Origin of the sequence: Streptococcus sp. SR4 (assembly GCF_000517725.1) — a bacterium.
Lineage (GTDB): Bacteria > Bacillota > Bacilli > Lactobacillales > Streptococcaceae > Streptococcus > Streptococcus salivarius_F.
The window spans coordinates 1-12247 of sequence record NZ_AZYW01000007.1; the positions used below are offsets into that span (position 1 = coordinate 1).

Genomic DNA, 12247 nt, shown 5'->3' on the forward strand with positions numbered 1-12247 from the left:
AAATTCTTGTCAATAGGTTTTTTGAAAAAAATAAAGGAAGCATGTCTCTCAACCTACTTCCCTTCTTTTTTATTTAGCTTCAATCAAACCGTAGTTTCCGTCTTCTCGTTTATAGAGAACATTAGTTGTATGATCTTCACTATCAGTATAGATAAAGAAGTCATGACCCAACAATTCCATTTGAAGGATAGCTTCTTCAACATCCATTGGTTTCAACTCAATGTTTTTAGTTCTTACAACTTCAACAGCTGGTGCTTCTTCAACTTGTTCGTTATTAAAATCAGCTGAGAATACTTCTCCTGTTGGAACTTTTTCACGATGCTTACGTGCAATTTTTGTTTTGTTTTTACGGATTTGTCTTTCAATCTTATCAACCACCAGGTCAATAGAACCATACATATCTTGCGAAACATCTTCTGCTCTCAGTGTTACAGAACCTGTTGGAATAGTAACCTCTACTTTAGCTGTCTTTTCGCGATAAACCTTAAGATTTACACGTGCGTTCAATTCTTGGTCTTCGTTGAAGTATTTTTCAACTTTGCTAAGTTTACTTTCAACATAGTCACGAAGTGCTTCAGTTACTTCGATGTTTTCGCCACGGATACTATATTTAATCATAAAAGACCTCTTTCTCGCTTGTTAGCGTTTTCTTTATCTATATTATATCCTTTTCATGAAAATTTGCAAGGATTTTTATTATCTAGCTAGTGAAAAGGTCAAAACTTCTTTAATACCTATAGCTTCTAATAGTTGAACCATATGATATAAAGTGGATCCTGTTGTATAGATATCATCCACTATAATAATCTTATCTGGTACATCTATACCTTTCTTGAGACAGAAGGCATTATCTTGACTTAAACGCTCCTCACGTGTTTTCGATGATTGCTTCTCAATATCTCTTTTCTCAAAGATATCCTGATAGGGAATTCCCTCTATTAATCCCTCAACTTGGTTGAACCCTCTTTCTACCAAGCGTTCTTCCGACAATGGGACCGGCACTATGGTATAACCTTTTTTAAAAAATGGTTTTAAATTATTTTTTATATCTTTTTGAAATGTTTTTCTAAGACAATAGTCTCCCATAAATTTATAGCGGCTAAAATAATCTTTCATGTTTTCTTCATAGCGATAAATGGCAAGGTGCTTAGGAATATAGCCTTTTTTCATCCAAAGTTTACAATCAATACAGGTATCTCTATGTAACTCCTTATTACAATTTTGACATCTTTCTTTTGAAAGTTTTTTAAACTGATTTTTACAAGATACGCAGGAGTACTCTTCTCTTTGGTTAAACGTAATCAGGTCTCTTAATTTTGGCACTGATTCAATCCAGTCATTACATAGTAGACACTTCATTGTTAAATCCTCCTTTTTTATTCATAACCTTTATTTCTTCTCGACAACGAAGCATTGATTTGGATAGTCCTTCATGAAAGAAATAAAGCTTTCCCGTCGGTCTATCTGGGGATCTTCCAACTCGACCTCCTATCTGAATAAGACTCGAACTAGTGTATAAGTGATGATTTGCCATACAAACAAAAACATCTACTTGTGGAAAGGTTACCCCACGTTCAAGGATAGTTGTTGTCACTAAGATGGATAACTCTTTTTCCCGGAAGTTCTCTACGGTAGCTGAACGCTCCTCGCTTTTTGATGAAACAAAGGCCATTTTTTCGTCTGGAAGATATTTTTGCAGAATGCTAGTAAACTTTTCACCTATCGCTATATTTGGAAAAAAGATTAATAGAGGGAATTTGGATTTACGTTGCTTTTTAATCTGATAAAGAAGAGGTCTTGGAAGCTTGCCTCTCATTAGAGATTTTTGTAGTCTTCCCTGCCAAAAGAATTTAGGAAGTACTAAAGGATTTCCATGGAAACGTCTAGCAAGGTGATGCTTTTCTAAAGATCCAAGTCGCACTTGCTCCTCTAAAGATAATGTAGAAGTCGCTGTTAAATAAATATAGCGACCGGTTTCCTTCTTTGCCTGCTCCACAGCATGATTTAACATGACATTTCCTACAAAAGGGAATGCATCAACCTCATCAACGATAACTAGGTCAAAGTTCTGGTAAAACTTTAGTAGTTGATGGGTGGTAGCTATTACAAGCGGACTACCATCATATGGTTCACTCTCAGCATGAAGCAGAGAAATACTACAAGTAAAATCCCTCTGCATACGAAGAAATAACTCTCGACAAACATCAACCCGAGGACTTGCGATAGCTACATTACCTTTACTTTCAAGAACATAGGCAACGATTTTATAAATCATCTCGGTCTTACCAGCACCGGTCACAGCATGTACGAGGCTGTCTTTCTGTTTTTGATATGTTTCTAAAAGCTTCTCTGAGACCTCAGCTTGATAGGGAGTCAGTTCCCCCAACCACTTCAAAACAGGAAATTCAATTTCAGATGTTTTTGAAGGAAAATAATAGAGTTCATTTCCTTCTTGATTTCTACCAAAGACAATACATGCTCTGCAATAATACTGACCTTCCGGTAATTGCCAATCTTCCTCTATCTGACTGTAACATCTTTTACATCTAAGTTGTTTATCGACCTTTATCATGCTTTCTAATGTAAATGCCTCTGAGTGATAGTCCACTGGCAACTGTTCTTTCGTAAATAGCCGTCCATAATATTCTTTAGGTACCATATCTTTATATTCGAAAATATTTTTGAATTCATCTTTTTATGATAAAATTTTTTTATGGATTACAAAACTATTGCCAACGATGGAATCGTTGAAGAAGAAATCAAAAAATCTCGTTTTATTTGTCACTTGAAACGTATTAGTAGTGAAGAAGAAGGAAGAGAGTACATCGCTCAGATTAAGAAAGAACATCACAAGGCTAATCATTCTTGCTCTGCAATGATTGTTGGAGATGATGGTCAAATTAAGCGTTCGAGTGATGATGGCGAACCTTCTGGAACAGCTGGTGTGCCTATGCTTACTGTTCTAGAAAAACAAGGACTTACTAATGTCGTAGCTGTTGTGATTCGTTATTTTGGAGGAATCAAACTTGGGGCAGGTGGTCTTATCCGCGCTTACTCTGGTAGCGTTGCCCATGCTATTGAAGAAATTGGTCGAGTCGAAGTCAAGGAATTAACAGGACTAACCGTAGAGTTAACCTACTCTCAGTACCAAGTTTTCTCCAACTTCCTTGAAAAAGAAGGACTCCAAGAATTTGATACAACTTTCTTATCAGATGTTTCTACTACTTTATTTGTCGAAGAGTCTGATATTGAAAGACTTGGTCAGGAACTAACCGAATTCTATCAGGGGAAAGTTAATTATGAAAAATCTGGAAAGAAAATCGTTGAAGTTCCTATCTGATAGTCAAACGTTATCACAGTGATAAAGAAGATGTATTTTACAAGTTGAGCCTACCGTCGTATACTTAAAACCATCAATCAAAGATTAAGAGGATTTTAAATATGACAATTTACAACTCAATCACTGAACTTGTTGGAAAAACACCTGTTATTAAACTTAACTCTATTGTTCCAGAAGGATCAGCAGATGTTTATGTAAAACTCGAAGCCTTTAACCCTGGTTCTTCAGTTAAAGACCGTATTGCTCTTCGTATGATTGAAGATGCTGAAAAAGCTGGTACGATTAAACCTGGTGATACCATTGTTGAACCAACTTCAGGTAACACTGGTATTGGTCTCGCTTGGGTTGGTGCTGCTAAAGGCTATAAAGTTGTTATCGTAATGCCTGACACAATGAGTGTTGAACGTCGTAAAATCATCCAAGCTTATGGAGCTGAACTTGTATTGACTCCTGGTAGCGAAGGAATGAAGGGTGCGATTGCTAAAGCTAAAGAAGTTGCTGCTGAACGCAACGGTTGGGTACCACTTCAATTTGCCAACCCATCAAACCCAGCTGTCCACGCGGCTACAACTGGTCAAGAAATTCTTGAAGATTTTGGTGCAGAAGGTTTGGATGCCTTTGTTGCTGGTATCGGTACTGGTGGTACTATTTCAGGTGTTTCAAAAACCCTTAAGGCTGCCAATCCAAATATCAAGGTTTACGGTATTGAAGCTGACGAATCTGCTGTCTTGAATGGTGATAAACCAGGACCACACAAAATCCAAGGTATCTCAACTGGTTTCATTCCTGACACATTGGATACAAAATCATATGACAGTGTTGTGCGTATTCCTTCTGATGAAGCTATCGCAACATCACGTACATTGGGTAGCCAAGAAGGTTTCCTAGCTGGTATCTCATCAGGTGCTGCTATTGCTGCCGCGCTAAAAGTTGCTGCTGAGCTTGGCGAAGGCAAGAAAGTCTTGACACTCTTGCCTGACAATGGTGAACGCTACCTCTCTACAACACTTTACGATTTTCAAGACTAATAAAAAAGAAGCTGGAACATAATGTTCTAGCCTCTTTTTATTGTATAAAATTTAAGCCTGTAGTTCATTAATTACTAGAAAAAGCAAGGATTATAATCTCATTTCCACTGAACTGTCCTACAAACTTTCTATTTTTTAGGATAACTGAAGTCTAAAGAATTTGTTTTATCTTCTTTATTAGTCTAACTCTTTTGCTTCTGTCTCTACAATTTCAGTAACTGTAAATCCTGCTTCTACAAAAACTTTCTTGAGTTGTTCAATTCCAATCTCTCCTTCAACTTGGAGTTCGACACGAAGTACGGTGTCATTTTTAGGTGCAACAATTGTACGTTCGATGTTGAGATTCTCACTAGCGATAAGGTTCGCAATTTTTTCCAAAACACGTGGAGTATCTGGAACTTCCAACCCAATACGAATTCCCGCTTGACCATAACCAGAAATTTCCAAGAAAGCACGAAAGACATCTTTATCTGTGATAATTCCTGAAATTTGGTCATTGTCCACAACCGGAAGAACTCCAACTTTATTTTGAAGCATGATATAGATTGCATCCTCAAGGCTAGCATATTTGGAAACTGTAAGGACATTCTTAATCATGATATCTCCTACCTTTGTCTTATTAAGGAGATAGTTCATTTCATAAATTGACAAGCTTGTTGCTTTTGATGGTGAAGCCTCTGCCATTGTACCCTCTGTAATAAGCCCAACAAGTTTATCGTGTTCAATTACCGGCAAACGGCGCAACCCTTTATCACGCATAATATCTGCAGCTGCTGCAACTGTTGTTTCTGGTGAGACATAAACCACACGTTTCGTCATAAAATCTTTTACTGCCATGTTTCATTTTCCTCCGAATGATTTCTTACTTGTATTATACCACACTAATTGTAACCGATTGCAATATTTTACTGAAAAATTAGTATTTTACAATCAGCATAAGACGATAGAAAAACGCCCTCGGGCGCTTTTTCTTATCCTCCAAGATAGGCTTTACGAACTTCATCTGATGCAAGAAGTTCTTCACCAGTACCTGAAAGAACCACTTTACCAGTTTCAAGAACATAACCGCGATCAGCAATTGACAAAGCCTTATTGGCATTTTGTTCAATCAAAAGAACTGTAGTTCCTTGCGCCTTAATATCTTCGATAATATCAAAAATTTCTTGAATAAAGATTGGAGCAAGTCCCATTGAAGGTTCATCCAAAAGCAAAAGTTTTGGACGACTCATAAGGGCACGACCCATTGCAAGCATTTGTTGCTCACCACCAGAAAGTGTCGCTGCATCTTGATTCTTACGTTCTTCTAGACGTGGGAAACGTTGGAAGACTTTTTTCAAGAGAGCTGCGTTCTCTTCTTTATTTGTATGAAGGAAAGCTCCCATTTCAAGATTTTCCATTACGGTTAAGCCTGCAAATACATGACGTCCCTCAGGTACTTGAGCCAAACCTTCGGCAACAATCTTACGTGCTGGTGTTTTGTGGATGTCGTTTCCAAGATAAGAAATGGTTCCCTCAGTTGGACGAACAAGACCTGAGATGGTACGAAGAATTGATGTCTTACCTGCACCGTTAGCTCCGATAAGAGTTACGACTTCACCTTCATTAACTTCAAAGCTGACGTTTTTTACAGCTTCGATCGATCCATATTTAATTGAGAGATTTTCAACTTTCAACATTGCCATTATGCTTCACCTCCCAAGTAAGCTTCAATAACGCGTTTGTTATTCTTAATTTCATCAGGTGTTCCTTCGGCAATCAAGCGTCCATATTCCAAAACATAAATACGCTCAGTAACATCCATGACCAAACTCATATCGTGCTCAATCAAGATGATGGTAATTCCAAAGTCTTTTTGAATTTGACGAATATGAGCAGTCAATTCAGCTGTTTCTTGTGGGTTCATACCCGCAGCTGGTTCATCAAGGAAAAGAATTTTTGGTTCTGTTGCAAGTGCACGAACAATTTCCAAATGACGTTGTTGTCCGTAAGCCAAGTTTTTCGCAAGTGTATCTGCCTCACCATCCAAGTTGAAGATAGCCAAGAGTTTCATAGCTTTTGCTTTTAACTCTTCTTCACTTGAATAGTACTTAGGCAAACGCAAAAGAGATGCAAAGAAATTTGAAGGTTGCTTATTTGATAACCCAACAAGAACGTTTTCAAGTACAGTCATATCTTTGAAAAGACGGATATTTTGGAAAGTACGTGACAAACCGAGTGAAGCGATTTTATAAGGTGCTTTACCGTTTAGGACTGTACCATCAAGTGTAACAGTCCCTTCACTTGGCTCATAGACACCTGTCAAAAGGTTGAACAAGGTTGTTTTACCAGCACCATTTGGTCCGATAAGCCCAACCAACTCACCTTCATTGAGTTCCATTGAAACATCACCAACGGCAGTCAAACCACCGAAGTTTTTAGTCAGATTTTTAACTTCAAGAAGTGCCATTTTTATTTGCCCTCCTTAGATTTATTGAAGAATTTTGAGAGATAGAGTTCTTTTGTTCCAAGAAGTCCACCTGGACGGAAGAGCATTACAAGAATCAAAGCCAAGGCGTAAATAATCATACGAAGGTTTGAAACATTTTGTAGGAACATGTTGATAATACCAAGAACAACAGCGGCAATGATAGTACCTGTGATAGATCCAAGACCACCAAGAACGGCAATGATAAGGTAATCAATTGATTTCATGATAGTGAAGTCTTTTGGCACAACTGTACCGATGTAGCTGACATAAAGTGAACCAGCAATCGCTGAAATCATGGCACCAATAACAAAGATAAGAACCTTCATTTTTGTGACATTAACACCCATTGACTCAGCAGCAATTTCATCTTCACGAAGAGTGATTGCTTGACGTCCAGTTGCTGAACGCAAGAAGTTAAGTACCAAAATTGTAATGATAACGACAAAGAAATAAATTACAGGCCAACTTGTATAAGGAAGGATACCTGTCAAACCAGCGGCACCATTAGTCAATTCTCCACCATTAACGATAATGATACGGATGATTTCAGCCATACCAAGAGTTGCAATGGCAAGGTAGTCCCCTTTCAAACGAAGGGTAGGTAGACCAAAGATAAGGGCAACAATAGCTGCGATGATGACACCGACAACCATTGAGAGGTAGAAACCGTCATATGTTGGCATCATACCAGTGATGATAGCTGATGAATAGGCACCAATTGCCATGAAACCAGCTTGTCCAAGTGTAAATTGCCCTGAGAAACCAAGAACCAGGTTAGTACCAAGCCCCATAAGAATTGAGATTCCAATCCCCATTAAGATTTGGATGTAGTAAAGGTTCATGATACCTGAAAGTTCAAGACCTTTCAAGATAAGGAAGAGCCCAATGATAAGACCAAACCAAATAAGGTTTACTTTTAGATTTTTCTTCATGTCTTACACCTTCTCTTTCACATTTTTACCGAGGATACCCGCTGGGCGAACCAAAAGGATAACGATCAAGACACCATAAACGATGGCATCACGGTAACTTGACAAACCAATTGCAGTTGATAATGTCTCCAAAATACCGATAACAAATCCACCAAGTGCTGCACCAGGGATAATACCGATACCACCAAGAACGGCAGCAACAAAGGCTTTAATACCTGGTGTCATACCCATAAGAGGTTCGATAGAGTTATAGTAAAGACCAATAAGGACACCCGCTGCCCCTGCTAGTGATGATCCAAGAGCAAAAGTGAAGCTGATAGTGTTATTAACATTAATACCCATCAATTCTGCTGCATCACTGTCTACAGATACGGCACGCATAGCTTTACCCATCTTAGTCTTTTTAACAATCAATTGAAGAGCAACCATAAGCACAAGGGCAACTACCAAGATAAGCAATTGCACATTTGTTACAGAGATTGATCCAAGATGATAAGTCTCAATTGCAATCTTTTGAGGGAATGAACGTGTATCTGCCCCTACAAATAGAACCATGATGTACTCAAGGAAGAATGAGACTCCGATAGCTGTAATCAAGGCAGAAATACGTGTCGAATTACGGAGCGGGCGATAAGCCAAGAACTCAATAACAACCCCTAAAATCGCACAGACAAGCATAGCAAAGACAAGGGCAACCCAGAAATTCATTCCAAGGCTATTAATCGCATAGTAACCAACGAAGGCACCCATCATATAGATGTCTCCATGGGCAAAGTTAATCAATTTGATAATCCCATAAACCATGGTATATCCAAGGGCAAGTAGGGCATAGATACTACCCAAGATAATACCATTGACTAGTTGTTGGGGAAGTTGTTCAAAAAACATATATAACCAAACTTTCTAGTTCATTTTCAGTATAGATAATAGATTATTTTTCAATTTCAACGGCTTCCGCTGAAACTTCTTCACCATTATCTCTTTTAACCATAAGAGCTGCTTTAATAGGGTTATGATCCTTATCAATCGTCATTTTACCAGTAACCCCGACAAAGTTTTTCAAATGTGCTAAGTTATCAGCAATATCAACTGATGTTTTCGCATCTTTAGATGCTTCTGCAATCATATAAACTGAATCGTAAGCTAGAGCAGCAAACATATTCGGGTCAGTGTTATAAGCTTTCTTATATGCTTTAATGAAACCTGATGCCTTGTCAGAAAGAGCAACATTTGTTGAATATCCTGATACATAGTAGACGTTTGAAGCATTCTTTTTACCTGCAAGCTCAGTAAATTTCGCATCACTAAATCCGTCAGGTCCAAGGATTGGTTTATCAATTCCAAGGTCACGTGCTTGTTTAGTGATAATACCAGTCTCAGTATAGTAACCTGGCATTACAATAGCATCATAATCAAGGTCTTTAAATTTTGTCAAGGCTGACTGATAGTCCTTGTCCCCTGAAGCAAAGGTAGCTTCAGTAACGATTTGACCTTTATATTCACGCTTGAATTCATCCGCAATACCTTTGGCATAATCTGAAGCATTATCATAGTAGAGAACTACTTTCTTAGCATTCAAATTATTGTAAGAATAAGCTGCCAAAACTTTACCTTGGTAACTATCCTTGAAGGTTGTACGGAAAACGAATTTCTTCGTACCATTAGCATCTACCGTAAGGTCGTCCTGCGTACCTGAAGGTGTCAGCAAAGGAACCCCTGTTTTTTGTGATACGAGGCTAGCCGCAGCAACAGCACCTGATGTCGCTGGACCAACGATAGCATTTACATTACTCTGAATAGCCAAGTTGGTTGAAGATGTTGAAGCTTCAGCATTTTCAGATTTATTATCTTTTGTGACAAGCTCAAGCTTTTTGCCATCGACGCCACCAGCTTTGTTAATTTCGTCAACAGCCAACTTAATACCATTCTGCTCTGCCTTACCATAGGCTGCAACGGCACCTGTCAACTCCATGTTAACACCAATTTTGATTGTATCGCCAATCTTAGTACCATTGGCATTAGCAGTCACATCTGGTGACTTGCCACAGGCAACCAAGAAAATGGAAGCAAAAAAGGCTAACACAATAAGTGTGATCTTTTTAGACATAAGATTTCTCCTTAATATTTTCTTAAAAAAGTCCACCTTATAGCTTACAGAATTATCAGACAATTGTCAACTACACACAACTAAGCTTTAGCGGCAGTAATCGTTTCCATTGCTTTAAGAATAACTCTTATTAAAGAAAAAAACTTTTCTCTTATTAAAGAGAAAAGTTCTTAAACGGTTCAGGGACTGAGGTGTCATAACGTTCCAGACTACCTACAAAGTCCATATCAATATCAGAATAGTAGGAAGTCAGAACTTTTTTCACTGCTTTCATTCCATCGAGCTCTTTCAAAATATCCTCGACCTTGTCCTCATCTACATAAAGGTGCACATAACGCATCTTATAAGAATGGTAGACAACATCCCCAAACTTGGCAATTTTACGTAAGTCTCTATTGTAATATAAATAAACAATAATGCCTTGACGCTTAATCATGACTCATCTTCTCCTTTATGTTCGTGTCTCCCTTTTTATGATGTGGTTTATGAGGGGCAAGAGGTAGCCCAGTATCAATAAAAATCTGGTCTGAAACAGCTTGGGCAATCTCCTCACCAAGATTGGCTAAAATAGTCTGTAAATCGAACTCTGCCTGACGATAGCCAATAACCACCTCGTTTAAATCAATTTGGCGCTTCATTCGCAAAACCTGACGTTTCAACTCTCTCACATCTGGTCTAAAAGCCTCATACGCCTTAGCAGTATCATAGCTATCCTTTAATTCTTGAAATGCAAAGAGTTGCTTTTGGAGCTCTTTGTCATTTTCGAATTGCTGACGACTCAGACGATAGGCATCTACCTCTGGTAACATCAGAAAGTGCGAAACAAGACTGTCTATAGCTTGATCAATAGCAAGCAACTCCTCATTGATTATTAACATGTTTTCTATTATAACACAAAAAGCCAGATGAAACGGTCCTTATACAACCGATTTACATCTGACTTTTATTTAAGACAAGCTCAGTTTATTTTAATTGGTTATTAGCCATGATTTCATCGATAAAACCATATTCAAGCGTTTCTTGAGCACTCATCCAATTGTCACGTTCAGCGTCTACATGAACTTTTTCAATTGGTTGTCCAGAATTATCTGCCAAGATTTGCTCCAAGTTATTACGTGTCTTGAGCAAGTGTTCAGCTGCGATAGCCATGTCTGTTTGTTGCGTACCACCACCAGTACCACCCATTGGTTGGTGAATCATGTACTCAGCATTTGGCAACATGAAACGCTTACCTTTGGTACCGCTTGAAGCGATAATTGTTCCCATAGATGCTGCCATCCCCATAACGATAGTCTGAACATCAGACTTGATGAAGTTCATTGTATCAACAATGGCAAGACCTGCCGAAACTGATCCACCTGGTGTATTAACATAAAGATAGATATCTTTTGTGTTGTCTTGAGCATCCAAGAACAAGAGTTGGGCGATAATTGAGTTTGCCATATTATCTTCAACAGGACCTGTTAACATGATGATACGATCCTTGAGCAAACGTGAGTAAATATCATAAGAACGCTCACCACGTGATGTTTGTTCAATTACTACAGGAATCATATGAATCCTCCTTTTAATATTGTCTTGATGCTATTATATGATTTTAGTCAAATTAGGTCAAATAAAAAACATCGTTCTTAGCACTCTTTTCAAAAGAGTGCTAAATCACCCTAAAACAATTTCACTTGAAACTTATTAATCTAGTAAAAAAAGGGAAATTTTCCCTTTTCAACTTATTTTGTACCAAAGAGACGGTCACCTGCATCTCCAAGACCTGGAACAATATAACCGTTTTCATTAAGTTTCTCATCCAAAGATGCTGTGTAGATATCGATATCTGGGTGAGCATCTTGCAATTTTTTGACACCTTCTGGTGCTGCAACTAAGCAAACAAACTTGATATTAGCTGCACCACGTTTTTTAAGTGAGTCTACTGCCAAGATTGCTGAACCACCAGTCGCAAGCATAGGGTCTACTACAAAAATCTGACGTTGATCAATGTCTTCTGGTAATTTAACCAAGTACTCAACCGGCTCAAGAGTTTCCTCGTCACGATACATACCAATATGACCAACTTTAGCTGCTGGTACAAGGCTAAGGAAACCATCGACCATACCAATACCCGCACGAAGAATTGGAACAATCGCCAATTTCTTACCAGAAAGTTGTTTTTGTACAGTTTTGGTAATTGGTGTTTGAATTTCAACCTCTTCGAGAGGAAGGTCACGAGACACTTCGTAACCCATGAGCATAGCAATTTCATTAACTAGCTCACGGAAGTCCTTAGTAGAAGTATCCTCACGACGGAGGATTGAAAGTTTATGTTGAATCAGTGGATGTGAAATAACTTGAAATTTACCCATAATAGTTTCTTCCTTT

General features: G+C 38.3%; 15 protein-coding genes. 2 read left to right on the forward strand and 13 right to left on the reverse strand.

What is annotated here, in order from left to right; all coding sequences use genetic code 11:
• Positions 1-69 precede the first annotated feature (69 nt).
• The 3 genes from hpf to HMPREF1519_RS00465 all read right to left on the reverse strand — a co-directional run bounded on the left by hpf (position 70) and on the right by HMPREF1519_RS00465 (position 2659).
• A complete protein-coding gene (gene hpf / locus HMPREF1519_RS00455; RefSeq protein ID WP_002883786.1) occupies positions 70-618 on the reverse strand; it encodes a ribosome hibernation-promoting factor, HPF/YfiA family in 549 nt (182 codons plus the stop codon).
• Positions 619-696: 78 nt separating this feature from the next.
• Positions 697-1359, reverse strand: a complete 663-nt coding sequence (locus HMPREF1519_RS00460; RefSeq protein ID WP_022496199.1) for a ComF family protein — start codon at positions 1357-1359, stop codon at positions 697-699.
• Positions 1340-2659 (reverse strand): DEAD/DEAH box helicase, encoded by a 1320-nt coding sequence (locus HMPREF1519_RS00465; protein ID WP_022496200.1) that lies wholly within the window; start codon positions 2657-2659, stop codon positions 1340-1342. Before HMPREF1519_RS00465 ends, HMPREF1519_RS00460 begins: the two co-directional genes overlap by 20 nt.
• 54 nt (positions 2660-2713) lie before the next feature.
• Between HMPREF1519_RS00465 and HMPREF1519_RS00470 the strand changes: the two genes are divergently transcribed.
• Both HMPREF1519_RS00470 and cysK read left to right on the forward strand, forming a co-directional pair.
• Entirely contained in the window at positions 2714-3340 is a 627-nt protein-coding gene (locus tag HMPREF1519_RS00470) for a YigZ family protein (protein ID WP_022496201.1), read from the forward strand.
• Positions 3341-3441: 101 nt separating this feature from the next.
• Positions 3442-4368, forward strand: a complete 927-nt coding sequence (gene cysK / locus HMPREF1519_RS00475) for a cysteine synthase A (RefSeq protein WP_002883742.1) — start codon at positions 3442-3444, stop codon at positions 4366-4368.
• 177 nt (positions 4369-4545) lie between these two features.
• Here the strand turns inward: cysK and HMPREF1519_RS00480 are convergent, their stop codons facing one another.
• The 10 genes from HMPREF1519_RS00480 to upp all read right to left on the reverse strand — a co-directional run bounded on the left by HMPREF1519_RS00480 (position 4546) and on the right by upp (position 12231).
• Positions 4546-5205, reverse strand: coding sequence for a CBS and ACT domain-containing protein (locus HMPREF1519_RS00480; RefSeq protein WP_002883751.1), 660 nt, complete (start codon positions 5203-5205; stop codon positions 4546-4548).
• 134 nt (positions 5206-5339) lie between these two features.
• On the reverse strand, positions 5340-6050 hold the full coding sequence (locus tag HMPREF1519_RS00485) for an ABC transporter ATP-binding protein (RefSeq protein WP_002883761.1): 711 nt from the start codon (positions 6048-6050) through the stop codon (positions 5340-5342).
• Positions 6050-6814: an ABC transporter ATP-binding protein gene (locus tag HMPREF1519_RS00490; protein ID WP_002883723.1), complete on the reverse strand. Its 765-nt coding sequence runs from the start codon at positions 6812-6814 to the stop codon at positions 6050-6052. The genes HMPREF1519_RS00485 and HMPREF1519_RS00490 overlap by 1 nt, the downstream gene beginning before the upstream one ends.
• 2 nt (positions 6815-6816) lie before the next feature.
• Positions 6817-7767 (reverse strand): branched-chain amino acid ABC transporter permease, encoded by a 951-nt coding sequence (locus HMPREF1519_RS00495; protein ID WP_002883720.1) that lies wholly within the window; start codon positions 7765-7767, stop codon positions 6817-6819.
• Positions 7768-7770: 3 nt separating this feature from the next.
• Complete coding sequence (locus HMPREF1519_RS00500; RefSeq protein WP_002890014.1) at positions 7771-8655, reverse strand: branched-chain amino acid ABC transporter permease; 885 nt, start codon at positions 8653-8655, stop codon at positions 7771-7773.
• Positions 8656-8698: 43 nt separating this feature from the next.
• Positions 8699-9874, reverse strand: coding sequence for an ABC transporter substrate-binding protein (locus tag HMPREF1519_RS00505; RefSeq protein ID WP_037610579.1), 1176 nt, complete (start codon positions 9872-9874; stop codon positions 8699-8701).
• A 154-nt stretch (positions 9875-10028) separates the two neighbouring features.
• Positions 10029-10310 (reverse strand): DUF2129 domain-containing protein, encoded by a 282-nt coding sequence (locus HMPREF1519_RS00510; protein ID WP_002883763.1) that lies wholly within the window; start codon positions 10308-10310, stop codon positions 10029-10031.
• Positions 10303-10752 carry a YlbF family regulator gene (locus tag HMPREF1519_RS00515; RefSeq protein WP_037610582.1) on the reverse strand — a complete coding sequence of 150 codons (450 nt, stop codon included), beginning with the start codon at positions 10750-10752 and terminating at the stop codon, positions 10303-10305. Before HMPREF1519_RS00515 ends, HMPREF1519_RS00510 begins: the two co-directional genes overlap by 8 nt.
• An 85-nt stretch (positions 10753-10837) precedes the next feature.
• Positions 10838-11428 carry an ATP-dependent Clp protease proteolytic subunit gene (locus HMPREF1519_RS00520; RefSeq protein ID WP_002883818.1) on the reverse strand — a complete coding sequence of 197 codons (591 nt, stop codon included), beginning with the start codon at positions 11426-11428 and terminating at the stop codon, positions 10838-10840.
• Positions 11429-11601: 173 nt separating this feature from the next.
• Positions 11602-12231, reverse strand: coding sequence for a uracil phosphoribosyltransferase (gene upp / locus HMPREF1519_RS00525; protein ID WP_002883819.1), 630 nt, complete (start codon positions 12229-12231; stop codon positions 11602-11604).
• Positions 12232-12247 lie beyond the last annotated feature (16 nt).

Excerpts from the sequence above, each read along its gene's own strand:
- HMPREF1519_RS00520 (WP_002883818.1), bottom strand. The coding sequence starts at position 11,428 with ATGATTCCTGTAGTAATTGAACAAACATCACGTGGTGAGCGTTCTTAT.
- HMPREF1519_RS00495 (WP_002883720.1), bottom strand. The coding sequence starts at position 7,767 with ATGAAGAAAAATCTAAAAGTAAACCTTATTTGGTTTGGTCTTATCATT.
- HMPREF1519_RS00470 (WP_022496201.1), top strand. The coding sequence starts at position 2,714 with ATGGATTACAAAACTATTGCCAACGATGGAATCGTTGAAGAAGAAATC.
- cysK (WP_002883742.1), top strand. The coding sequence starts at position 3,442 with ATGACAATTTACAACTCAATCACTGAACTTGTTGGAAAAACACCTGTT.
- upp (WP_002883819.1), bottom strand. The coding sequence starts at position 12,231 with ATGGGTAAATTTCAAGTTATTTCACATCCACTGATTCAACATAAACTT.
- HMPREF1519_RS00500 (WP_002890014.1), bottom strand. The coding sequence starts at position 8,655 with ATGTTTTTTGAACAACTTCCCCAACAACTAGTCAATGGTATTATCTTG.
- HMPREF1519_RS00510 (WP_002883763.1), bottom strand. The coding sequence starts at position 10,310 with ATGATTAAGCGTCAAGGCATTATTGTTTATTTATATTACAATAGAGAC.
- hpf (WP_002883786.1), bottom strand. The coding sequence starts at position 618 with ATGATTAAATATAGTATCCGTGGCGAAAACATCGAAGTAACTGAAGCA.
- HMPREF1519_RS00465 (WP_022496200.1), bottom strand. The coding sequence starts at position 2,659 with ATGGTACCTAAAGAATATTATGGACGGCTATTTACGAAAGAACAGTTG.
- HMPREF1519_RS00505 (WP_037610579.1), bottom strand. The coding sequence starts at position 9,874 with ATGTCTAAAAAGATCACACTTATTGTGTTAGCCTTTTTTGCTTCCATT.
- HMPREF1519_RS00490 (WP_002883723.1), bottom strand. The coding sequence starts at position 6,814 with ATGGCACTTCTTGAAGTTAAAAATCTGACTAAAAACTTCGGTGGTTTG.
- HMPREF1519_RS00485 (WP_002883761.1), bottom strand. The coding sequence starts at position 6,050 with ATGGCAATGTTGAAAGTTGAAAATCTCTCAATTAAATATGGATCGATC.
- HMPREF1519_RS00480 (WP_002883751.1), bottom strand. The coding sequence starts at position 5,205 with ATGGCAGTAAAAGATTTTATGACGAAACGTGTGGTTTATGTCTCACCA.
- HMPREF1519_RS00460 (WP_022496199.1), bottom strand. The coding sequence starts at position 1,359 with ATGAAGTGTCTACTATGTAATGACTGGATTGAATCAGTGCCAAAATTA.
- HMPREF1519_RS00515 (WP_037610582.1), bottom strand. The coding sequence starts at position 10,752 with ATGTTAATAATCAATGAGGAGTTGCTTGCTATTGATCAAGCTATAGAC.